18 protein-coding genes are annotated in these 22,178 nt (G+C 47.1%); 7 read left to right on the forward strand and 11 right to left on the reverse strand.

The window, feature by feature from the left end:
- The first annotated feature begins 74 nt into the window (after positions 1 to 74).
- Together ACYSNS_RS13780 and ACYSNS_RS13785 are read left to right on the forward strand one after the other, a co-directional pair.
- On the forward strand, positions 75 to 1,424 hold the full coding sequence (locus ACYSNS_RS13780) for a class-II fumarase/aspartase family protein (RefSeq protein WP_461723750.1): 1,350 nt from the start codon (positions 75 to 77) through the stop codon (positions 1,422 to 1,424).
- 280 nt (positions 1,425 to 1,704) lie between these two features.
- On the forward strand, positions 1,705 to 3,048 hold the full coding sequence (locus tag ACYSNS_RS13785) for a cation:dicarboxylate symporter family transporter (RefSeq protein ID WP_461723751.1): 1,344 nt from the start codon (positions 1,705 to 1,707) through the stop codon (positions 3,046 to 3,048).
- Positions 3,049 to 3,289: 241 nt separating this feature from the next.
- Here ACYSNS_RS13785 and ACYSNS_RS13790 read toward each other — a convergent pair whose 3' ends face one another.
- Positions 3,290 to 3,484 carry a hypothetical protein gene (locus ACYSNS_RS13790; RefSeq protein WP_461723752.1) on the reverse strand — a complete coding sequence of 65 codons (195 nt, stop codon included), beginning with the start codon at positions 3,482 to 3,484 and terminating at the stop codon, positions 3,290 to 3,292.
- 188 nt (positions 3,485 to 3,672) lie between these two features.
- On the opposite strand from ACYSNS_RS13790, the gene ACYSNS_RS13795 reads away from it, so the two are divergent.
- From ACYSNS_RS13795 to ACYSNS_RS13805, 3 genes are read left to right on the forward strand one after another with little or no spacing between them, the layout of a single operon-like run.
- Positions 3,673 to 4,251: a sugar dehydrogenase complex small subunit gene (locus tag ACYSNS_RS13795; protein WP_461723753.1), complete on the forward strand. Its 579-nt coding sequence runs from the start codon at positions 3,673 to 3,675 to the stop codon at positions 4,249 to 4,251.
- A gap of 23 nt (positions 4,252 to 4,274) precedes the next feature.
- Complete coding sequence (locus ACYSNS_RS13800; RefSeq protein ID WP_461723754.1) at positions 4,275 to 5,876, forward strand: GMC family oxidoreductase; 1,602 nt, start codon at positions 4,275 to 4,277, stop codon at positions 5,874 to 5,876.
- A 1-nt stretch (position 5,877) separates the two neighbouring features.
- On the forward strand, positions 5,878 to 7,308 hold the full coding sequence (locus tag ACYSNS_RS13805) for a c-type cytochrome (protein ID WP_461723755.1): 1,431 nt from the start codon (positions 5,878 to 5,880) through the stop codon (positions 7,306 to 7,308).
- Positions 7,309 to 7,678: 370 nt separating this feature from the next.
- On the opposite strand, the gene fumC is transcribed toward ACYSNS_RS13805, so the two are convergent.
- Both fumC and ACYSNS_RS13815 read right to left on the reverse strand, forming a co-directional pair.
- Positions 7,679 to 9,067 (reverse strand): class II fumarate hydratase, encoded by a 1,389-nt coding sequence (gene fumC / locus ACYSNS_RS13810; RefSeq protein WP_461723756.1) that lies wholly within the window; start codon positions 9,065 to 9,067, stop codon positions 7,679 to 7,681.
- Between the two features lie 121 nt (positions 9,068 to 9,188).
- Positions 9,189 to 10,337, reverse strand: coding sequence for a DUF1624 domain-containing protein (locus ACYSNS_RS13815; RefSeq protein ID WP_461723757.1), 1,149 nt, complete (start codon positions 10,335 to 10,337; stop codon positions 9,189 to 9,191).
- Positions 10,338 to 10,537: 200 nt separating this feature from the next.
- Here ACYSNS_RS13815 and ACYSNS_RS13820 point away from each other — a divergent pair, with 200 nt between their 5' ends.
- The gene (locus ACYSNS_RS13820) at positions 10,538 to 10,702 is read left to right on the forward strand and encodes a hypothetical protein (protein WP_461723758.1); all 165 of its coding nucleotides are present in this window, start codon (positions 10,538 to 10,540) and stop codon (positions 10,700 to 10,702) included.
- Here the strand turns inward: ACYSNS_RS13820 and ACYSNS_RS13825 are convergent.
- The 4 genes from ACYSNS_RS13825 to ACYSNS_RS13840 form a co-directional block, all read right to left on the reverse strand.
- On the reverse strand, positions 10,694 to 12,004 hold the full coding sequence (locus tag ACYSNS_RS13825) for a c-type cytochrome (RefSeq protein ID WP_461723759.1): 1,311 nt from the start codon (positions 12,002 to 12,004) through the stop codon (positions 10,694 to 10,696). The two genes, ACYSNS_RS13820 and ACYSNS_RS13825, sit on opposite strands and share 9 nt — an antisense overlap.
- A 49-nt stretch (positions 12,005 to 12,053) precedes the next feature.
- Positions 12,054 to 12,470 carry a c-type cytochrome gene (locus tag ACYSNS_RS13830; protein ID WP_461723760.1) on the reverse strand — a complete coding sequence of 139 codons (417 nt, stop codon included), beginning with the start codon at positions 12,468 to 12,470 and terminating at the stop codon, positions 12,054 to 12,056.
- Positions 12,471 to 12,483: 13 nt separating this feature from the next.
- Complete coding sequence (locus tag ACYSNS_RS13835) at positions 12,484 to 14,064, reverse strand: flavin monoamine oxidase family protein (RefSeq protein ID WP_461723761.1); 1,581 nt, start codon at positions 14,062 to 14,064, stop codon at positions 12,484 to 12,486.
- Positions 14,065 to 14,530: 466 nt separating this feature from the next.
- Positions 14,531 to 15,751 carry an MFS transporter gene (locus ACYSNS_RS13840; RefSeq protein ID WP_461723762.1) on the reverse strand — a complete coding sequence of 407 codons (1,221 nt, stop codon included), beginning with the start codon at positions 15,749 to 15,751 and terminating at the stop codon, positions 14,531 to 14,533.
- A 202-nt stretch (positions 15,752 to 15,953) separates the two neighbouring features.
- On the opposite strand from ACYSNS_RS13840, the gene ACYSNS_RS13845 reads away from it, so the two are divergent.
- Positions 15,954 to 16,868, forward strand: coding sequence for an AraC family transcriptional regulator (locus ACYSNS_RS13845; protein ID WP_461723763.1), 915 nt, complete (start codon positions 15,954 to 15,956; stop codon positions 16,866 to 16,868).
- Between the two features lie 30 nt (positions 16,869 to 16,898).
- Here the strand turns inward: ACYSNS_RS13845 and ACYSNS_RS13850 are convergent, their stop codons facing one another.
- The 4 genes from ACYSNS_RS13850 to groES form a co-directional block, all read right to left on the reverse strand.
- On the reverse strand, positions 16,899 to 18,371 hold the full coding sequence (locus tag ACYSNS_RS13850; RefSeq protein ID WP_461723764.1) for an aldehyde dehydrogenase family protein: 1,473 nt from the start codon (positions 18,369 to 18,371) through the stop codon (positions 16,899 to 16,901).
- 22 nt (positions 18,372 to 18,393) lie between these two features.
- Entirely contained in the window at positions 18,394 to 19,146 is a 753-nt protein-coding gene (locus tag ACYSNS_RS13855) for an SDR family NAD(P)-dependent oxidoreductase (RefSeq protein WP_461723765.1), read from the reverse strand.
- A 556-nt stretch (positions 19,147 to 19,702) separates the two neighbouring features.
- Positions 19,703 to 21,337, reverse strand: a complete 1,635-nt coding sequence (groL, locus tag ACYSNS_RS13860; protein ID WP_461723766.1) for a chaperonin GroEL — start codon at positions 21,335 to 21,337, stop codon at positions 19,703 to 19,705.
- Between the two features lie 61 nt (positions 21,338 to 21,398).
- On the reverse strand, positions 21,399 to 21,695 hold the full coding sequence (gene groES / locus ACYSNS_RS13865; RefSeq protein ID WP_461723767.1) for a co-chaperone GroES: 297 nt from the start codon (positions 21,693 to 21,695) through the stop codon (positions 21,399 to 21,401).
- Positions 21,696 to 22,178: the final 483 nt, after the last annotated feature.

A 22,178-nucleotide genomic window follows, 5' to 3' on the forward strand; every position in this document is an offset into this window, starting at 1 on the left:
TTCTAGAGATTGCAGGCATCTACTTGACTTTGTACGAACAATAATTATTGTACGAACAAAGTGAGGAGAAAACCATGGCAAGCAGCGTTATTGATTCAATCTTGTACCGCGATATGTTCGGTACACAGCCTATGAGAACAATTTTTTCCGACGAAAAACTCGTGGACTATTATCTGCAGGCTGAAGCCGCCTTGGCCCGAGCACAAGCAACGCTTGGTATTATCCCGATGAAAGCCGGTAAAGCCATTGATGCGGCGGCCAAAACCATTCAGATAGATTTTGAACGGTTGCGCAAAGAAACAGAAATTGTCGGCTATCCGATTTTGCCTTTGGTTCATCAATTAAGCGAGGCGGCAGGTGATGCCGGTGGCTATGTTCATTGGGGCGCAACGACCCAGGACATTATGGATACCGCCAATGTTTTGCAGATACGTGATGCGCTGGAGATCGTTGAAACTGACCTGACAAATATCTGCAAGGTTTTGGAAAATCTGGCATTGCGGTATCGCGATACACCGATGGCAGGACGTACCCATTTGCAGCAGGCTCTGCCCATCACCTTTGGTTATAAGGTTGCCGTTTGGCTTAGCCCGTTTTACCGCCATATGGAGCGTTTGCAGCAATTAAAAAAACGTGTCCTGTTTGGGGAATTTGCCGGAGCTGCCGGTACACTTGCATCAGTTGGCAGGGATGGCTTGAAAATTCAGGCTGAATTTTGCCAAGAGCTTGGTTTGGCTCAACCGGAGATGACCTGGCATGTTGCCCGTGATGGTATTGCCGAAACATTGACGTTTTTGGGTCTGATGACGGGCTCGCTCGCCAAAATTGCTACCGACGTCATGTTAATGGCTTCGACCGAATTTGGCGAATTATCAGAACCATTTGTCCGTGGTCGCGGCGCCTCTTCAACCATGCCGCAAAAGCGCAACCCCATAGCATGTGAGTTGATGCTGGCCGTGGCTAAGTCTGTACGCCAGCATGTTGCTGCCGGGCTCGATGGTATGATTCACGATTTTGAACGTGCAACAGGCCCGTGGCATTTGGAATGGATTTCGCTGCCGGAAAGTTTCATTTTGTCTTCTTCAGCGCTTGCCCAAGCCCATTATATGCTGGATGGCCTTGTTGTGCATGAGGAACGCATGCATGAAAACCTTTATCGTACGCATGGCCTTATTGTTGGTGAAGCCGTGATGATGTCGCTTGCTCCCAAGATCGGCAGGCAGAAGGCCCATGATGTCGTCTATGATGCATGTAAGGTGGCGATAGAGGAAAAACGCCATTTGGTGGATGTCTTAAAACAGGATACGAAGCTTGTCACTGATATCGGTGGTGCAGCTTTTATCGAGCAGGCATGTGATCCAAAGAACTACTTAGGATTGAGCGGCGAAATGGTTGACCGGCTGCTGAAGCTCAAAAAAGTCTAGAGCAGATCATTTTACATTGAATTATGGTTCTGCTCTCATCGTTTGTTTTATGCGGTTTCTTATTCGCAAACCGTTTCACACTTTTCGGAAACCGCTCGTGAGGAAACCCACTTTATATGGGCTGGAAATTGGCACCGGATCCATCGCCTGATTGTATTGTCCGATGCAAAAGCGATCCAACTTTTGCTGGAAATGCTATCGGCGGACAGTGCCAATACCCCAAGACGTTTTTCTAAACCTTTATTCCTAATTTACACACATATCGGAGGAGATATGTTTCATGGTTGAGGATATGAGTACAATTGTACCCCAAAAAAGCAAAAAGCCATTGTGGAAAGGCTTGGGCTTTCAAGTCATTATTGCCATGGTTCTCGGAGCGCTGGCAGGTGTCATTTTTCCTGAATGGGCTGCTTCACTCAAAATACTTGGCGATATTTTTCTGCGTCTGATCAAGACCGCTGTTGCGCCGCTGGTATTTTTGACCGTCGTTGCGGGCATAGCCGCTGCGGGTGATTTCAAAAGGGTGGGGAAGGTCGGTCTGACGGCGATGATTTATTTCGAAATCGTTTCGACCATCGCCATCGTGTTTGGTTTGGCTTGTGCTTATCTTTCGGGTGTCGGTCTCGGTGTTGGTGAGATTATGGCTTCAGAAACTGCCACTAAAGCTGCATTGGCAGCAGCCCAAAAGGCTGAACAATCCCATACCGGGTTCATGCATTTTTTCCTGAATATATTTCCTGAAAATTTTGTGGGAGCTTTTGCGCAGGGCGAGCTATTGCAGGTGCTCGTCATCTCGATCATTTTCGGTGCGGCATTGCTATCCCTCAAGACAGAAAAACGGGCACCTATCGAGCGTGGTTTAGCGACAATCTCCGATGCGTTTTTTGAGTTTATCCATCTAATCATGCGGTTAGCCCCTATCGGAACCTTCGGTGCCGTCGCTTATGCCGTGGGATCGAATGGTACTGATATTCTGATCGCTTTGGCTTGGTTGGTAATCGCTTTCTATCTTGCAGTCATAGCCTTTATCATCATTGTTTTGGGCTCTGTTTGTTTGCTGTTCAAGATTAACCTCTTCGGCCTATTGCGCTATATCAAAGATGAATTGATTGTTGTTCTGGGAACAGCCTCATCAGAGAGTGTCTTGCCAAAATTTCTGGAAAAATTACCGGGCTATGGAGCGTCGAAGCAAACCGTCGGTTTGGTCTTGCCTACGGGATATGCATTTAATCTCGACGGCACATCCATCTTCATGAGCATGGGGGTTGTCTTTATCAGCCACGTTTATCATGCACCCATGACATGGGAACAATTGGCGGGTTTGATGGCCATTATGCTTCTCACCTCCAAAGGTGCGGCAACCGTGTCAGGCGGAACATTTGTTGTTTTTGCCGCCACAGTGACGGCATCGGGCTTTTTACCCATTGAAGGTTTGGCACTCGTTTTTGGTGTCTATCGGTTCATGTCCATGGCTGTTGCCGCATGTAACGTTACAGGCAATTGTGTAGCGGCGATCGTCACGGCTAAAATATGTGGTGAGTTCGATCCGAAACAGGCCGAGCGTGCCAATCGTGACCCCAAAGGAGTAGAGGCAGAGATCTATCGAAAGTTTGAGGAACACTAGGGTCAGGACCTATTCATTTGAAGGAAATGGTATGAGGAAATCTTGTTGAGAACGAGGAGAAAAGCCGCAGGAAATATGAATATTTTCGAGGGGCTTCGGCAAAATTATCAGCAAAATTCACCATATCCCGAAGGGACACAAAAACAGCTTCAATCCGCATGCTAGAAAAGCTCACCCGGGTATAAAACTTGGCTTTCGCTTTCCCTCGCGCATCTCTTTGCTGTTTATTGTGCCATATCAGTCAAATTAATAAGTCCTGACCGTAGGAAGATAGGTCGAGTATCAACGGTGCAAGCTTTTCAAAGAGCCGCTTCATTTTACCGAAGAAAATGCGCATGTCTTGAGATGAAGCCAATGTATTTGCATGAAAGTATTTTTCATCGTAATTTGGTGCATATACTTGCAAGCCTTCTACTTTCAACCTTTCTATTTGCATGTTTCCGATCCATTGAAAGCCGGCTTATCACATATGATTGAAGTATCATGGATAGCCGGTTTTCTGCGATCGGGCTCTAAACTCGACTACACTTTCATGTGACATGAGCTTCGATCGATTGTATCAATTTAATACAAGGTGTACCCCTCTTCTTTAGAGTTATTATAAAGAAGTGAGGAACACGCTTCATGATTACGAACAGGTCGCAAGACACCAATCTCAGCCACGATGGTCGCAGTTTATTATCACGCCGCCAATTGCTTTTCGGTGGTTTGCTTGCAACGGTTACCGTTAGTTTCGTTCCCGGTGTTTTGAAAAAGGCGTCTGCCGCTTTAGTAACCGACACAGAGCCGGTAAATTTCGATGAAGTCAGTCGTATGCTGGTTGGAAAACATGATTTAAATAGAGGCGTTGTTTCACAAGCGTGGATTGCACTGACAACCAAAATGGCGGATTTCGAAGACCGTTACTGGGCATTGAATGTGGCACTCCAGAAAACGGCGGAACGGTCTATCGAGACCTTGAAAACATCCGAAATTTTTGCTGATGCCGGCCACCGACGCACAATCATCGATATTATATCGGCTTTCTATCTGGGGCGCGTCGGTGATATCAACAGCAGCAGCGAATTGAATAAAGCAATCCCCATAACCTATTCTCAAGCTTTGATGTGGAGCCCGACGATTGATGTGACGGTTCTCCCAACCTATGCGCGCGGCGGGCCTGGTTATTGGCGGGCAACACCATCCACACTTTCAAATGACTGACCTTAACAATCGGGATTTTACCTATGGAAAATTATGATGCAGATGTGATTGTTATCGGCTCGGGTATTATTGGTAGCAATTCAGCAAACCTTCTTGCCCGCGCTGGCAAATCGGTGCTTATTCTTGAAGCGGGACCGCGGGTGCCGCGCTGGAAAATATTGCAGAACTTCCGCTCCAGCGGCAATGTCTATTCCAACGGTGGAAACCGAAACGACCCTTATCCTTCTGAAAAATGGGCACCGACTTCTTATGAGGAAGGTTATATTGTAAATACCGGTCCACAAGTCTATCTGCCGGGACAGCTTCGTCTTGTTGGCGGCACGACATGGCATTGGGGCGGGGCTTGCTGGAGAAATTTGCCTAACGATTTTAAGATGAAGTCAACCTATGGTGTCGGGCGAGATTGGCCGATCAGCTATGACGATCTTGAACCCTACTATCACATGGCGGAAATGGAACTTGGAGTTTCTGGCGATAGTGAGGAAGATTATAGCGGCCACGGTCGTGGCACCTATCCACCTCGTAAGCAGCCTTTTCCGATACCGCCACAGGTTTATAGCTATTCAAGCCAGACCATCAAGGACAAACTGGCGCAACATGGCTATCCCTTTACCTATCAGCCCAACGGACGGGCTACCGTGCCTTATGAAGAGCGTCCGGCATGTGTGGGAAATAACAATTGTTCGCCTATATGCCCTATCGGTTCTCAATATAGCGGTGACCGGCACGCAACGAAGGCTGAACAAGCGGGGGCAAAGATTATTGAAAATGCCCGCGCCTACAAGCTTGAAAAAGGCGAAGGTGGAAAGATTTCTGCCGTTCATTATTTTTCTCCAGACGGCAAATCGACCCGACTGACGGCAAAATATTTTGTGGTGGCAGCGCATACACTGGAAACCGCTCGCCTTCTGCTCCTGTCCGACGTGGCAAACTCGTCGGATATGGTCGGCCGCAACTTGATGGATAATAATGGTCATGGCTTGGTATTCTTCGCCAAGGATCCGCTTTGGCCCGGTCGTGGGCCGGTGCAGCAAGGCGATATTATGAAATGGCGCGATGGCGAGTTTCGTAAGCAGCGAAGCGCAATCCGCCACGAAATAGGCAACTATGTGTCAAATCCGGCTGTAACTGACTGGTTGTTGAAACAGGGCATTGTCGGGCAGGAGCTGGATGAAAAAATCCGCCATTATTCGGCACGAACGGTTGAGATTTCATCCAATTTCGAGCTTTTGCCACATCCTGAAAACCGGATGACGTTAAATAGCAAGAGCAAGGATATGTTCGGCCTACCACAAATGTCCATCCATTTCGCCGTTGATGATTACGTGCGGGCGGGTGCAGAGGTTGCGCTTCAGGATTATAGGACCTTCCTCAAAATTTTTGAAGGTGATGTGTTCAGCCTGACTGATGATGTTTGGGAAAACCGCGACCATCCAGCAGGTTGTCTCATCATGGGAGATGATCCAAAGGACTCTGTTGTGAATTCTGAAGGACGTACGTTTGATCACGACAATCTGTTCTTGTCGACCACGGGTATCATGCCGAGCGTCGGTGTAAACAATCCAACAATGACCGGTGTAGCGTTGGCGCTGCGTAGTGCAGAAATCATCGCAAGGGAGGTATAAAATGAAGCCTTATCTCATGTCATTGGCGGCCATACTTGCGCTGTCCGGCAGTGCTTTTGCTCAGGACAGCCAAGACAAGATTGCACATGGCGAATATATCGCCCGTGCCAGCGATTGCGTGGCTTGCCATACGGCAGATGTGGCAAAACCATTTGCCGGCGGATATGCTGTGGGCACGCCATTTGGTACGGTCTATTCAGCCAATATCTCATCTTCCAAACAATATGGCATTGGTAATTGGAGTGAAGCCGAATTCGCAAAGGCTGTGCGAGATGGTATCAGCAAGACCAAAGGTCGGCTTTATCCCGCTATGCCGTATGATGCTTACCATGCCATGACGGATGATGATGCAAGCGCACTCTATGCTTACTTACAAACGACGAAGCCTATAGACGAAGCAGCACCCAAAACAGAACTGTCATTTCCTTTTAACATCAGACTGTTGATGATTGGATGGAACTTGTTCAACATGCGTTCCGGCTCGAACCATGCAGCAGGCGAAAGTGATATTGACCGTGGTCGTTATCTGGTTGATGTGTTGGGGCATTGTGGTACTTGCCATACGCCGCGCAATTTTATGATGGGGCTTGATACATCCAAACATCTTGCTGGTTCGAGTGCAGGTGGATGGCATGCTCCCAACATAACACCCGACAAGATTTCCGGTATAGGAAGCTGGACGGATGAACAAATTATAGCTTACCTCCATACAGGCAAGGTCGTTGGGAAAGGCTCGGCCGCGGGGGATATGGCTGAAGCAGTTGAAGACAGCACCCAATATTTTACAGATGCCGATTTGCAAGCAGTGGTCAAATATCTGCGCTCGCTGACGCCAGTTGCTGATCCAGCACAAAAACAGTCTCGTTCAGACTATGGCGAGCCGGTTGCCGCTGATTACGCCCTGTTTGGCAAGACAGATCAGGCATTCTTCGCAGCTGTTGAAAATAAGGAACTCAACGTAGAAACGGCCATCACCGGGAATGCGAGCGATACATCGACCACCGACGGCGCAGTTCTCTTCAACAATGCTTGCGCGTCTTGCCATCAGCCAAGTGGTTCGGGCGTCGCTGGCAATTATTATCCGGCTCTGTTTCACAATTCCGCGGTTGGTGCTGCCGATCCATCCAATTTGGTGCTGACCATTTTAAATGGCGTGTCACGTCATACCGGTCAAGTTGATGCTTTTATGCCAGCTTACAACAAGGACATGGATGATACACAAATTGCATCACTGGCAAATTACGTTTTACAGAATTGGGGTAACCCTGATGCCAAGGTAAACAAGTCGCAAGTCTCTGATTTGCGAAAGATGAAGCCAAACTATTCGGCAACACCGCTGTTAATGCTGTTTTGGGGTGGTATGGCCGTCGCGATCATCGTTCTGTTGGCTGTTATCTTCTACATCAAAAAACGCAGCCGCGTTGAGAGTTAAGACCATCGGGTTTTTGACAAAGGCAATTATAGTAGCAGAATAGACAGTCCACGAGATTGTCTGTTCTAATTTGAATGCTGGATGAAGAGACATACACAAACCGACGAGCATTGCTGCCTGCGTCCATAGGGGGAACGCCGCGGACTTGAAATTGGCTCAACGACAACGGCGGATATATTATGCCCGATGCGCCATGCTGTTTTTTGGAGTGTATCCGATTTGGATAGAGGCATGGCTTTACTCCAAGTATCCTTTTTATGTATTTCGCGAACGAAAACGTCATGCAACCTTTTCAACGGATACTTGTAGAAAAACCGTGCGGGAAAAATCCTGCACGGTTTCGGTTAGACAAAATCAAAACAGCTTGGTTCTATTTTGGATGGATCATGTCTTCCGGCTTAACCAGACGATTATAATCGGCCTCGGACACGCCGGCGTTTAAAGCTTCCTCGCGTAATGTTGTGCCGTTTTTATGCGCTGTCTTGGCAATTTTTGCCGCCATATCATAACCGATAGCCGGAGCCAGAGCGGTTACCAGCATCAAAGATTGCTCCATCAAATCATGAATACGGCTTTCGTTTGCCTTGATGCCTTTGACGCAATGGTCAGCAAAAGACACCATACAATCTGACAGGATGGTGATGGACTGTAACACATTATAGGCAATAACCGGTTTGAAAACATTCAGTTCAAAGTGGCCCTGACTAGAAGCAACGGTCACGGTCGTTTCATTGCCAAATACCTGACAGGCAACCATGGTCATGGCTTCGCATTGTGTCGGGTTTACTTTGCCTGGCATGATGGATGAACCCGGCTCGTTTTCGGGCAAGCTCAGTTCTCCAAGGCCGGAGCGGGGGCCTGATCCCAGAAAACGGATATCATTGGCAATCTTGAAAAGATCTGTCGCCAAGGCATTCAGGCTGCCATGGAAATTTGTAATCGCACCATGGCTTGCCAAAGCTTCAAATTTGTTTTCCGCTGTCTTGAATGGAACACCGGTTATATCTGTCACAGCCTCGGCAAAATCAACGTCAAAGCCGATAGGTGCATTGAGGCCCGTGCCTACTGCTGTGCCACCCTGTGCAAGCTTGGCCACATCCTGCAAAGCCATTTCGATACGGATACGGTTATGTTCCAAAGCAGCACGATAACCTGAAAATTCTTGCCCCAAGGTGACTGGTGTCGCATCCTGTGTATGTGTGCGACCGATTTTAATGATTTTGTCGAATTGCTTTTCTTTATCCTTCAAAGCGATCGTCAGATGGTCGATGGCGGGGAAAAGCTTGTTTACCGTTTGCAATGTTGTGGCAATATGGATGGCGGTTGGAAAAGAATCGTTTGAGGACTGGCTCATATTGACATGGTCATTGGGGTGGACAGGCTTTTTGGAGCCCATTTCCCCGCCGAGCATCTCAATGGCACGATTTGAAATCACCTCGTTGACATTCATATTTGTCTGCGTGCCCGACCCCGTCTGCCAAACAACCAGAGGAAAATTATCATCGAGCTTGCCTTCGATAACCTCATCAGCGGCGGCAATAATGGCCTTGCCGATTTCCGGCGCCAGCTTGCCCGCTTTCATATTGGAAACCGCTGCCGCTTTTTTGACAATGCCGAGCGCGTGTATCAACGCGATAGGTTGCTTCTCGCCGCCAATCTTGAAATTATGGAGAGAGCGCTCCGTTTGTGCGCCCCAATAATGATCGGCTGGAACGTCGATTGCGCCAAAGGTATCGGTTTCGGTGCGGATAGATGCCATAGTAAAACTCCTCTTTGATCGGGTGACGATAGCCTAAGATATGGGCAGTGGAAAGAGCCCTCGCGCGAATGTGTAACGCACGAGGGTTTCACTGCTGACATCACTGTTCAAGTTATCGCAATCAAAAATATTTCAGCCAGGTCAAATCACGCCGCCTTGCCTTGAAGCGGGCAAATGTGCGGACTGGAAAATAGAGCAAAATCACGAGAATGACGGTACAGAGCCAAACCGAATGAATGGAATCAAAGCCAAAATATTTGCCTTGGTTCAATCCCCAGATGGCGCTTGCGATGATGTAGAGAAATTTCAAAACGTAGAGATGGAATATATAGAAAAACATCGGTACGCTGCCAAAGACGGCGAGCCAGCCAATCGGCTTTGAGAGCTGGTATTTCTCGAAGACCGCGAGAAGGATAAAACCGAGCCCGAGGGTGAGTAGCACAAACAGCAGTGACGGAGGATATTTCGTGATGTTGAAAAAACTCATCGCGGTCTGTGTCAGGTTTTCCCCTGTTTGCCAATGTTTTTCACCATAGCCGTTGAGAAGCCTTATAAGGAAAAAGGCGATGACGCAGGCTATACCCGTCGTTGTCAGCCAAAGTTGGCGTTTTGCAGCACTAACAGTCTTGGAAAAAATCGGCCCGATTGCGTATCCGATAGCGATGATCCCGATCCATGGTAAAACAGGATAGGATGTTCGCATTCTAAAGGCTTCACCAAATTCAATCCAAGAGCGGTCATGCAAGATCGCCCAAGGAATATAAAGGGCGGAATCGGGTGAGAAATGAATCCCGTCGAGCAGATTGTGCGCCGCGATGATGATGAGACCGATTATAGCAATGGTTTTCCTGTCTAGCCAGACAAGCGCTGAAAGCGCCATCATACTGAGGCCGATTGCCCAAATGACCTGAAGATAGACCACCGTGGGCGGAAATTGGAAAGTCCAGGCAAAATTAATGATAGTGAGTTCAAAAATGACGAGGAGTAATCCGCGTTTCAAAAGAAAGCCGGAAACCGCTTTCGTCGATTGGACCTTCTGTCCGTAAAGAGCTGCAGAAACACCGGTAAGCAAAACAAAAACCGGCGCACATATATGCGCGAGCTCACGACTGAAAAATAGCGAGAATGCAGTATTCTGAACATCAATAGGGTCTGCCACCTGCTGATGCAGAAAGAATGTTTCTCTAACATGGTCGAGCAACATCAAGATGATGACGAAGCCACGCATGGCATCGATGGATAAAAGGCGTTGTGAAATGATTTTTGGCATGAGTGAATCCGTAACGTTATAATGTTACGTTTTTATCCGTTTCGATTTTCGTGTCAAGCGTTGTGAAATGTTTTGCCGTATCTATTGCTTATGAATAATGCCGGCGGAAAACCGAACCAATGGTTGAACGAGGCGAAGCGCTTTTTTTGGGATGAAGGCCGCTCGCGCTCTAATCGTCTCAAGTTCAATTGGAGTTTGTCATGTTGCACGTCAGATATGCGGGTTCAAAATGTTCGGATGACATTGTTACCGGCGCTATGGAAACACGGATAAAGGCAGTGCAGGTTTCGCCACCCACACTGCAGTTTTTCGTCGCGCTTTCGGCTACGGTTAATTCTAACTACAGCCTAAGCATTCTAATGTGAAACCGGATAGGCTTTTCGTAGTTTTGTCACCGTTGCGCTTCCCACTTGCGGGGCATGATTTCCCCAATGGTTGCGTATGTAGTTGACGATGTTTGTAATGTCTTCGTCAGATAATCTCGACGCAAAAGAAGGCATACTCAACGGCACAAGTTTGCCGTAGTTTTCCGGTGCGCTATAGCCGTTCAAAGCCAGTCTGACAACCGATTGAGCATCGGGCGCGATGACAGTGGGATTGCCCGCTAAAGGCGGGAATATACCACCCATACCCTCGCCATTCCGGCCATGACATGAGGAACAGTTTTTCTGATAAAGATAAGCAATATCACTATTGGTTTGCGTAGTTGTTGCCAAATTATCGATCGAAAAACCGCTTTGGGTTTTCGTGGATGGGGGCAGGGATTTCAAATAGACAGCAACGGCATTCAGATCTTCTTGGCTCCAATTTCTGCCACTACGGGTGATCATGTCGTTCATTGGTTTGCCAATGGCAACGCCATGCGGATTTCTGCCACTCGAAAGTGTGGCAACAATATCCTGTTCCGTCCAATTTTTAAGACCATTGCTGTCGTTGTGTAAGTTTGTCGTTACCCAGCCATCAATGAGTGTGTTTCCCGTCAGGTAGGTGGCGGTTTTTTCGCTCAAACCCTTTTCCTGCAATGTCAGCGCGCGCGGCGTATGACATGTACCGCAATGGCCCAGCCCTTGCACAATGTAAGCTCCACGTGCGATATTGCTGTCGGCATAATCGGAAGTGTCAAAAGCAATTGCCTGGGGTGCATAGAGCTTACGCCAAATAGCCACGGGCCACCGGATAGACATAGGCCAGGCAATTCCATCTTTCATGCGCGGACGATCGGATGCGGAAACATCATATCGGAAGTAGGCGAAGAGAGCTTTGATATCATCATCGCTTAATCGCGAAAACGAAGGGTAGGGCATTGACGGGTAAAGAGTGACACCGTCTTTTCGAATGCCATTGCGCAAAGCGCGGGCAAATTCGTTCAAGGTGTAAGCGCCGATACCATTGGTTTCGTCTGGCGTAATATTGGGAGCGTACATCGCACCGATAGGCGACTGAATGGCCGCACCACCGGAAAAGGCTTCCTCACCTTTTTGGCTGTGACAGGCAGCACAATCGCCGATAACCGCAAGATAGCGTCCCTTTGCTATGATGTCGGGTTGATGAAGCGCATCATTATCTGCTGTAAGAACAGGCGTTTTGGTTGGCCACAAAGCAAAGCCCAGCAAACCGACAAACACTAAAAGACAAATTCCGATGAGAGATAAAACAAATTTTTTCATAGCAACTGTGACTCCATCCCTGCCTATGGCAGCCTCCACACCCGATTGGCTAATTCATATCAACATATTCATAATCCGGTTTGCGGATGGAGCTGATATTGGCCTCGGTGACAGGATCCTGGTAATGATTATCAAACGAACTGCGGACATAATTCACAAGCTCGGTAATTTGCGCATCGTCCAATACGCCGCCGAAACCGGGCATTCCGTGGCGGCCATACATAATGACATAAGCCAGATACATGGAGGAACGCAGATTTTCGTTTTTGCTCAGTGCCGGATAGGTGCCGGCACCCGTTGCACCCTTTGCATCGGGCATATGGCAGGACTGGCAAATATTGGCAAACAATTCTTTACCGGTCTGTTGTGGAAACTGTGAGGGCCCGGTTGTACCAACACCGTCTGCCCATGCTCCCAAACTGCCAAAGCTTAGAAACAGTATGCTATAAAATATTCGCTTCAACATTTCATCCTCCCGCTTACTGTGCATTTACAGCCCGTTCATGAAGCTGGCGTATCGCTTCCATTGCAGACAGAATGGCGCCCTCCTGCCAGGCAGGAATATAGGATATATGCTCGCCTGCAAGTACAACACGCCGATCCATTGTGGATACATTTTTGAAATGCAAGGCACGCGTTTCGTTGGTCCAAAGACCATAACAGCCTAGGGTAAAGGGCGAACGGTGCCACGCCATTGTTACACCATTGTCGAACTCTTCCCTTGCTTTCGGATGAATTTGGACGACGGATTCCATCGTTTTTTTCAAACGTTCATCAAGCGTCAAACTGGAAAATTCAAACGCCTGAACGCCAAACAAATAGGAACATAAAACGACGCCTTTTCCATTGGAAAGAAAGTCGGTGCTAGGATACGACATCTGTCCTATTGGCAGATCGGTAAATGTGATGCCGCCATAGATATCCTCATCTTCTTCCCAGAAGCGCCGCTTGAATTGTACACCGGCCTTGAAGCTTGGAGCATAGGGTACGGCTGCAATGCCCGCTTCCATGGCATCGCTGAAATTATGTTCCAGTTGCGACAGGATGGAAAAGGGAATTGTGCATATGCAATAGTCTGCCGTAACGGTTTTTTCGGCATTTTGCTGCGTGACGTCTTCATAGGTAACAGTAACGCTGTTTTCCGCCTGAATGATCTTTTTAACCCGTGCATTCAACGTGACGATATCGCTTAATTGCTTCGACATTGCTTTCGGCAGTGCGTCCATACCGCCTACAGGTTCAAAGATAGCGGGGCCGTATTCATAGGCAAAAGGCAGGTTGAGCGTTTCCCATAGGCGCGATGTCAGAATATCATCAAGCTTTATCGGTTCAGCCGGTATCCCGTCGCTTACCGCATTGGGATCTTGTGCAAAGCCACGCTGTGCAGCCGCTGTAGCGGCGGTGTAGCGAAAGTCTTTGTCCAACGCACCCCAATTGCACAAAGATTCCAATAAGAGTTCCTGCGTTTCCTTATTCACACTATCGTTCAAGGCGTCTTGGTTGACAGCCTTGGACAAAAGCTCGGCCATCTGCCCGTTATAATCGGCCAGAATATGCCGGTAGCGTTGCGGCTTGCCACCAAATGCTTTGCTTGAATGGAGATAGGCATTGCCATTCACGGCATTGAAAGGCTCCATCTTGACATTAAACGTGCGTGCATAATGCAGATACCCTTGATGGTGATATGGTATGCGCCAAGGCCCTGGATTAATGTACAAACCAGGATCGAATTTGCATTCCTGTTCGAAGCCGCCCAGTTCAGTATATTTGTCACCGCCATGTATCGCCCATGAGCGTCCGCCCATGCGATTATTATATTCCAGAACATGAACATCATATCCGGCTTTTCGTAACTCATAAGCACTGACAAGACCGGCTATTCCCGCACCCAATATGATAACCTTTGCTCCTTTCGGGGCGCCCGACAAAACAGGCGGAGCAATGAAGTCGCTGTCATTGGCGTGGGCCAGGGTGACCATAGCTTGATACATAGCGGATGTACCGGCAGCTGCGCCGATCAGTTTCAATAAGTCTCTGCGACTAAAACCATTTTGTTCCATTGAAATCTCCCACCACCATAAATATTGTAGAAATAGCTTATGCCGTTTTATTAAATAGAAAACGCACTTTACCGTGAATATGATGAGTAGGATTGTTATATTTGCGTCAGTATCATTCAAATAGATGCATATTCGCCGTTAAATAAAGTAAAAATCGATCGACTTAAAATAATTATCCGATCAGTGGCCTTGCTGGTTCTTGCCGTAGGCCATGATCGGTGGAGATGGAGGAATTTACATTTAAGCCGATAGGATTTATCACGCCTCATCGTGTAAAAAACATTGCATGGGGCATACCTATCTCCGTTTGTATCGTAGCTTATCGGGATCAGCCTTGCTTTTTTCAGCCTGACACGGATTGGATGCTTTCTAGCTGTAGGTAAATTTCATTTTAGATTGGTTCTTTTTGAGGGGAGGGGGCATGTCACACACGATATTTTGGGGGACATACCATCAAAGCAAGCGGTTATTCATGATGGTTTAATTCAGGTTGTTTCAATAGATAATGCCAGAATGTTAGAATACCAAACACGGCATAAACAGATATAAAGAAATAAATTGATATTGATAATGCGCTTAAAAGTCCGATTTTATCAGCCAGCCATCCTGCTATAGGAGGCACAATATTAAACAAATAAATAATGAAATAAAACTTCGGTACTGCATTCCAACCGGGAGCGGTGACGGAGATTCTATTGACCAAAATGGCCCCGCCAATAAACACAGCACCATATGAAATACCAGAGAGAACCAAACTAATCAAAGCCCCCAGAATTGAAGCATATTCAAGAGATACAGCCATTATCACCATGGAAAAAATCTGTGTGATGAGCCCAGATATCAGAGAATATTCCGGTTTCAAAAACCGCGGCAAGATAAATTGAAAAATGCTGGCAACTATCAGATAACAAGTTGCACAATAACCAAAATAGGCTGGAGAGCGAACGGCGAAAACACTTATAGCCGTTGTCGGGCCCATTGAAAGGATGAGTGCAGCATATGACCAAGAAACAAATACGCAAAGTGCTGCTAGCAAAAATGACAACTTACTAAAATGACCAGTGTCTTTCATAGCTGTCTCAACTTTGGCGTCGGCACGATGTTGACTATCATGCGGCCAAAGCACTGCAATAGCTATTGCCGATAGAAGAACGAATGCTGCGACGGTTATTGCCGGTGATGAAAGTGGGAAAAATGAAACCTGAAAGTAAATGCTACTGATAACCGGTCCGAGTGCCAAACCTGCCACCAACGCCAAACTACCCATCAAGGCGGCTCGTTTTGCGCTGTCGCCGTGACTGAATCTTATCAGTAAAGTGTTGATAAAAGTTGTTGCAATTCCAGAACCTAAACCGGAAACAAATCTAAATGCGCACAATAAGAATAAAGAGCGCGAGAACGCGAAACCCAAATTCGACAAAACAATGATGGTGAATGATATAAGTAGAAAGAACTTGGAATTTTTCACGGTTATTTTGAAATTCCTAGTTATGAATAATGTTACTAAAACGCCAAAACCATAAGATGAAAAAATAAAAGTCAGATCAATATTATTAAAATCTAACAACTCTTTGTATAACGGGTAGAGAGGCGTAGGAGAGCCGCTATTTAATAAGACAAAAAATAGAGACGTCGTAAGCGCTGCCAATATACCCACATGGTTCGATTTTTTATCGGAATCGATCATGATATCTCCAATGCTAAAAATTAAATAAATTAGCATCATGTAAAACTCAGGACTTTAGAGTATGAACGTTTTTTATTATCATTCGGACCCTTGTTGAAAGGCTTAGGAACAAGGCGGAATAAATTATGCTACGGGGATGTACAGGCGTTGTGAAAAAACACAACTAACTCACTCGTAAAATTCATTGAATATGGTGGTGGTAATGGATCCCTTATCCGATATCGTTTCTCGTTTGAAAATCAGCAGTCAGAAGGTCGTTACTTTTGACATGAGCTCTAGCACCAGAGCTCTTTTTCCGGCGTATTCCGGCATGAAAATATACATTGTAAAAAACGGTTCTTTTTACATAAAAATGGCGGGCGATGAAACTGTGCATCAGGTTGAACGAGGCGATGTTCTGATTTTGTCGAGTGGGCGGGAATTCAGCATTTTCGATGCGCCAAATGCACCGGCAGTGGATGTACGACAGATTCATTTTGAAAAAGAAAAATCATCTTATTTTACAAATGGCGGAAATAGCTTTTCATTTGTCGGATGTCGCTTTGTCTTTCGGATCAATGATACGTTCCGCTACATTTCCAATCTTCCAGAACCTATCATTATCAAAACACAGAGAAAGGAAAATGAAGGCATAGCAGACTTCCTGTGCCGACTTTCACTGGAAATAGAAAAGCCGGGGCCGGGCGGTGAGCTTATAGTCGAGCACCTTTTACAGATTATCTTAACACAAGCTTTGAGGGTGCTGTTGTCTTCCGGTGCGCTTCACCATGGCGAAGGCTGGTTCTATGCAATGGCCGACAAAAATATAGGGTTGGCGTTGACCAGCATCCACGATCAACCAGGGAAGAAATGGAGTCTTGACGAACTTGCCAAGATTGCAGGTATGTCTCGTACTGGTTTTACCACGAAATTCAGAAAGCTGGCGGGCTATAGCGTCAATGAATATATGCGCGGCTGGCGCTTTAACTTGGCAATTGAAAGAATGATTGGCAATAATGAAAAAATATCCCAGATCGCATTTGATCTGGGATATGAATCCGAAAGCTCCTTTAGTACCGCTTTCAAGAAAGCTATGGGCGTGTCGCCAAAGACGTACATCATGAAGAACAGGCAATAACCGTCTCCATGATGTTGATGACACACGCTGTTATTGTTTTTTTTCTGCAAACCAAGCCGCGGGCGATGAAGCTTGGATTGTTACCGTTTTAATCTGCGTGTAGGCGTTGAGGGTTTCTTTACAAAACTCTCGGCCTATTCCGCTGTTTTTGTAGCCGCCGAAAGCCGTACCATCGGTAATGTTAGAGTAGCGGTTGATCCATACGGATCCCGCTTCCAGTCTATCAGCGGTTTCCATAGCGTTTTTCAACTGACTGGTGTAGATGCCGGAAGCTAATCCATACTCAGTATCGTTGGCTTGCTCGATCATTTCCTCATAATCAGACCATTTGATCAAAGTCAGCACCGGACCAAAGATTTCTTCCTGGCAAATTCGCATGCTATTTTGCGCTGAGAAGATGGTTGGCTCTATGAAATAGCCATGTTTGCAGCCGGGAATATCTAACCGCTTACCGCCGGTCAGCAAAGTCGCCCCCTCGTCGAGACCGAGCTGTATATAAGAAAGCACCCTTTCGCCCTGTTTTCCTGACACCAGGCAACTGACACGTGAGTCCTCAGATAGAGGTGAACCGACGCGCACGCGCTTGAAAGCTGCCACCAATTTCGCACGGAAATCGTCATAGATACTTTCATGCACAAATAGTCGCGTTCCCGCCAGGCATGACTGACCATTATTGTGGATTGCTGCAAAAGTGACATTATCGACAACATCGTCAATATTTTCGATATCGGGAAATACGATATTCGGACTCTTCCCTCCCAGCTCCAGCGTTGCCGGAATCAGCTTTTCAGCGGCCGCCTTTGCAACCAGCTTTCCAACCGCCGTGCTACCGGTAAAGGATAGCTTACGAACCCATTTGTTAGCGGTGAGGGCTGCTCCGGCCACATTGCCCAAACCGGTGATGATATTGACGACACCGGCAGGGAATATCCGTGCAATCATTTTGCCGAGTTCCAAAGTCGATAGAGATGCATTTTCATCGGCCTTCAACACGACAGTATTTCCCGTCACCAATGCCGGTGCAAGTTTAAACGCCGCCATGATTGCGGGCGCATTCCAAGGGATAATCTGTCCGCATACACCGAGTGGTTCGCGTTTTGCTAAACTGTAACCGTCAGCAATGCCTCTGCCCGTATCCTCATAGCCCATTATCACCGATGCAAAATAACGATAATGTCTCACTGCCGTTTGATAGTCGCGGCGTAGCTCAGTGATACATCTGCCCACATCGCGCGCATCGATTTGTGCCATGCGTTCAGAGTCTGCCTCCAATTCATCGGCCAGTTGGGATACCAAGCGTGCGCGCGCTTGTTGTCCCAATGCGTTCCATGCTGGAAATGCCGCTTTTGCGGCTAGAATCGCACGCTCGACGTCTTGTTCTCCACAATAGGACAGGTCGGCAAGTTTTTCGCCAGTTGCTGGAGAAATCACCGGATGAATGTCGAGTCCATCAAGTTCAAAGGCGCCGTTGATCAATGGGCCGTAAGTTTTATCTAACTTCATTTTCTTCCTCTTGGATAAAGAATTAACTAAGGCCGCCGCCAATAATTAGGCACTCGCCAGAAACCCAACCCGCTTCATCCGAAGCAAGGTAAGCCACTGCGGGGGCCACATCGTCCGGTGTACCGATGCGCCCTAAAGGCGTGATTGACTCGATATGTGCTCTGAAGCTCGGATCGAAAAACCCGCTATCGCGCACACCTTCTGTGATGGTTAAGCCGGGATTTACGGCATTGACGCGTATTTTTCGTTTGCCGAGCTCATTGGCAAGCGTCTTGGTGATTGAATCCACGGCTGCCTTGGAGGCAGTGTAGATGAGCGAGTTTTCAGGATTAAACGATGTCACGCTCGAGCTTACATTGACGATGCAACCACCACTTTCCGGCATCGCCGCGACGCCAGCCTTGCAACAGTAAATCAAGCCTTTGACATTCAAATCAAATTGTCTGCCATATTCACTATCGCTGAAGGCTTCCAAACTCTGTGTTGTATATACTCCCGCATTATTGACGAGCACATCTAATCGACCATGGGTCTCGGTAATTTCCGCAATTATGCGCTCGATTTCGCCTTGAATGCTGACATTGGCCTTCTTTGCAAACGCAATACCACCTTGTTGGCGAATGCCTTCAACCAATTTATCAGCATCCTCTGATCCGCGCGAATAGTTGACAAAAACGACAGCACCTTCGGATGCTAAGCGCTTTGCAATGGCAGCTCCTATCCCCTTCGAACCTCCAGTTACTAGAGCGACTTTGTTGGTAAAACGATTTTTCATTTGATATCCTAAATGTTCATTCAACTTCGCCTTAAGTCTACGCGCATCGCGCAACTTGCTGCATAGTTGCCTGAACACAAAAGCTTATCGATCGAACAGGTTTATCAGCCTAAGGCGGCCGCACGATTTTGGCTTTCAGATTTGCTGCAAACGGTATTGGGCAAAATAGAAAGCTATTTCGCAAGCTTTCAGAGTGACGCAATTGATCATAGCGGATAGTGGGTAGACACGCATACACGGATCGCCATTTTCATCAATGCGCTATGTCCATTGCGCGAGAGACGAATCCACATCGCGAGCATGTTCCCGCAATAATCAACACAAAACATTTGGTCGAAAGGATAGCTGTAAGCCACGTATCACTCGTGCTTTCTCGATGAGATAGAGTGCGGTGAAGCGTTTGACCAGCCAAACGCGAAAGCCAATAGAGGATAAAATCAGAGCATAAAAAAACGGGCCCAAGGCCCGTTTTCTTATGGTGATGACTTCATCTCGAAGTCTAAACCAAACCTCAAACCCATAAGTTGAGCTCAAGGATTTCTTTTTACCGGACTTCTTAGAAGTCCATACCGCCCATGCCGCCGCCGGGCATTGGAGGCATTGGAGCCTCTTTCTTCGGCAGTTCGGCAATCATTGCTTCTGTTGTAATCAACAGGCCAGCGATTGAAGCGGCATTCTGCAAGGCAGAACGCACAACCTTGACCGGATCAACAATTCCCAGAGCAATCAGATCACCGAATTCGCCATTGGCTGTGTTGTAACCAAAGGTATCTTTCTTGTTCTCAAGAACCTTGCCAACAATGATAGAAGCTTCTTCACCGGCATTGGTTGCGATCTGACGGGCAGGGGCCTGCAGAGCACGACGAACGATGTTGACGCCAGCTTCCTGATCAGAGTTGATGCCTTTTACCTTGATCTCAGCAGCTGCACGAAGCAGAGCTGTACCACCACCGGCAACGATGCCTTCTTCAACCGCAGCACGAGTTGCATTCAATGCATCGTCTACGCGGTCTTTTTTCTCTTTCACTTCAACTTCCGTTGCACCGCCAACGCGGATAACGGCAACACCACCAGCCAATTTGGCCAGACGTTCTTGAAGTTTTTCACGATCATAATCCGATGTGGTTTCTTCAATCTGTGCCTTGATCTGGTTAACGCGAGCGTTGATTTCAGGCTTTTTGCCAGCGCCATCAACGATCGTGGTGTTTTCTTTAGAAATGTTGATCTTCTTTGCGCGGCCGAGCATGTCAAGTGTGACATTCTCAAGCTTGATGCCGAGATCTTCAGAAATAACCTGACCGGATGTCAAAATTGCAATGTCTTCCAACATGGCTTTACGACGATCGCCAAAGCCCGGAGCCTTAACAGCAGCAATTTTCAAACCGCCGCGCAGCTTGTTGACAACGAGAGTTGCCAATGCTTCACCTTCAACATCTTCAGCGATGATGACAAGCGGCTTGCCCGACTGGACAACAGCTTCAAGAACAGGAAGAAGAGCCTGAAGGTTTGAAAGCTTCTTTTCGTGGATGAGGATATAAGGATCATCCAGATCAGCTACCATCTTTTCAGCATTGGTTACGAAGTATGGTGACAGGTAGCCACGGTCAAACTGCATACCTTCAACAACTTCCAGCTCTGTTTCAGCTGTTTTGGCTTCTTCAACAGTGATGACGCCTTCATTGCCAACTTTCTGCATGGCTTCAGCAATCATCTTGCCAATTTCAGCTTCGCCATTGGCAGAAATGGTGCCAACCTGAGCGACTTCTTCAGAAGTCTTGATTTTTTTGGCTTTCTTGAGAAGGTTTTCAACAACCTCTTCCACAGCTGCATCAATGCCGCGCTTCAGATCCATCGGGTTCATGCCGGCAGCAACAGCCTTTGCGCCTTCCTGAACGATCGCCTGACCCAAAACAGTAGCTGTTGTTGTACCGTCACCGGCAACATCATTGGTCTTGGATGCAACTTCGCGCAACATCTGTGCGCCCATATTTTCGAACTTATCTTCAAGTTCGATTTCCTTGGCAACCGAAACACCGTCTTTGGTGATGCGCGGTGCGCCAAAAGATTTATCGATAACAACATTGCGGCCTTTAGGGCCGAGAGTTACCTTGACAGCGTTGGCAAGGATATCAACGCCACGCAGCATACGCTCACGCGCATCGCGGCCGAATTTGACTTCTTTAGCAGCCATTTAACTTCTCCTTGGGAAATATCCCGGAATAGATTGATGAGATTTTATGGAAATACGGCGATTAGCCGAGAATGCCCATAATGTCGGATTCTTTCATGATCAGGACATCTTCGCCATCAAGCTTGACTTCTGTGCCTGACCATTTGCCGAACAGAACGCGGTCGCCGGCCTTGACGTCGAGTGCGACCAGCTTGCCGCTTTCGTCGCGTGCGCCCGGTCCAACAGCGATAACTTCGCCTTCCTGCGGCTTTTCTTTAGCGGTATCTGGAATAATGATGCCACCGGCGGTTTTTTCTTCTGATTCAACCCGACGAACGACTACGCGATCGTGAAGTGGGCGGAATTTGGTCTTAGCCATGTTTTGAACCCTTAAATTGTTTCAACTCGATTTAAGCTCAATTTCAAAGAGGGTTTTGCCCCCTTATTAGCACTCTACCACAGTGAGTGCTAACATGCCACAAGAGATAAAAATTGACCTGTCCATTGTCAAGGATACTGTTAAAAAAAACATCAAAAATTACACTTGGGGCTATAGAAGGACCGCAGATAGGTCTGTATGCTGTTTTTTTATGATGTAACCCTGCGCATATTGGTTTGCGATCTACAGAAAGATAAAAGATAGGCGCAAGTGTCGATGTTCGCTGCTAATAGATCCGGTATGTATGTAAAGAATTTCGAAAATAAAAGACAATGACTTAGAGTATCTAAATATTTCATTTTTTAGTTGACAATTCTTTTTATAAATTTTAAGCTATTCTGATATAAGTCGTTTATTTTAAATTGGGTCTTCGTCTTGTTTCTATGCGCTGAATCAGCTGGTATTGTTGTGCTAGGTACAATT

Source organism: Bartonella sp. LJL80 (assembly GCF_054871565.1).

What these genes read in the sequence shown, in the direction of transcription:
- ACYSNS_RS13780 (WP_461723750.1), top strand. Translation starts at nt 75, where the DNA reads ATGGCAAGCAGCGTTATTGATTCAATCTTGTACCGCGATATGTTCGGT.
- ACYSNS_RS13785 (WP_461723751.1), top strand. Translation starts at nt 1,705, where the DNA reads ATGGTTGAGGATATGAGTACAATTGTACCCCAAAAAAGCAAAAAGCCA.
- ACYSNS_RS13790 (WP_461723752.1), bottom strand. Translation starts at nt 3,484, where the DNA reads ATGCAAATAGAAAGGTTGAAAGTAGAAGGCTTGCAAGTATATGCACCA.
- ACYSNS_RS13795 (WP_461723753.1), top strand. Translation starts at nt 3,673, where the DNA reads ATGATTACGAACAGGTCGCAAGACACCAATCTCAGCCACGATGGTCGC.
- ACYSNS_RS13800 (WP_461723754.1), top strand. Translation starts at nt 4,275, where the DNA reads ATGGAAAATTATGATGCAGATGTGATTGTTATCGGCTCGGGTATTATT.
- ACYSNS_RS13805 (WP_461723755.1), top strand. Translation starts at nt 5,878, where the DNA reads ATGAAGCCTTATCTCATGTCATTGGCGGCCATACTTGCGCTGTCCGGC.
- fumC (WP_461723756.1), bottom strand. Translation starts at nt 9,067, where the DNA reads ATGGCATCTATCCGCACCGAAACCGATACCTTTGGCGCAATCGACGTT.
- ACYSNS_RS13815 (WP_461723757.1), bottom strand. Translation starts at nt 10,337, where the DNA reads ATGCCAAAAATCATTTCACAACGCCTTTTATCCATCGATGCCATGCGT.
- ACYSNS_RS13820 (WP_461723758.1), top strand. Translation starts at nt 10,538, where the DNA reads ATGTTGCACGTCAGATATGCGGGTTCAAAATGTTCGGATGACATTGTT.
- ACYSNS_RS13825 (WP_461723759.1), bottom strand. Translation starts at nt 12,004, where the DNA reads ATGAAAAAATTTGTTTTATCTCTCATCGGAATTTGTCTTTTAGTGTTT.
- ACYSNS_RS13830 (WP_461723760.1), bottom strand. Translation starts at nt 12,470, where the DNA reads ATGTTGAAGCGAATATTTTATAGCATACTGTTTCTAAGCTTTGGCAGT.
- ACYSNS_RS13835 (WP_461723761.1), bottom strand. Translation starts at nt 14,064, where the DNA reads ATGGAACAAAATGGTTTTAGTCGCAGAGACTTATTGAAACTGATCGGC.
- ACYSNS_RS13840 (WP_461723762.1), bottom strand. Translation starts at nt 15,751, where the DNA reads ATGATCGATTCCGATAAAAAATCGAACCATGTGGGTATATTGGCAGCG.
- ACYSNS_RS13845 (WP_461723763.1), top strand. Translation starts at nt 15,954, where the DNA reads ATGGATCCCTTATCCGATATCGTTTCTCGTTTGAAAATCAGCAGTCAG.
- ACYSNS_RS13850 (WP_461723764.1), bottom strand. Translation starts at nt 18,371, where the DNA reads ATGAAGTTAGATAAAACTTACGGCCCATTGATCAACGGCGCCTTTGAA.
- ACYSNS_RS13855 (WP_461723765.1), bottom strand. Translation starts at nt 19,146, where the DNA reads ATGAAAAATCGTTTTACCAACAAAGTCGCTCTAGTAACTGGAGGTTCG.
- groL (WP_461723766.1), bottom strand. Translation starts at nt 21,337, where the DNA reads ATGGCTGCTAAAGAAGTCAAATTCGGCCGCGATGCGCGTGAGCGTATG.
- groES (WP_461723767.1), bottom strand. Translation starts at nt 21,695, where the DNA reads ATGGCTAAGACCAAATTCCGCCCACTTCACGATCGCGTAGTCGTTCGT.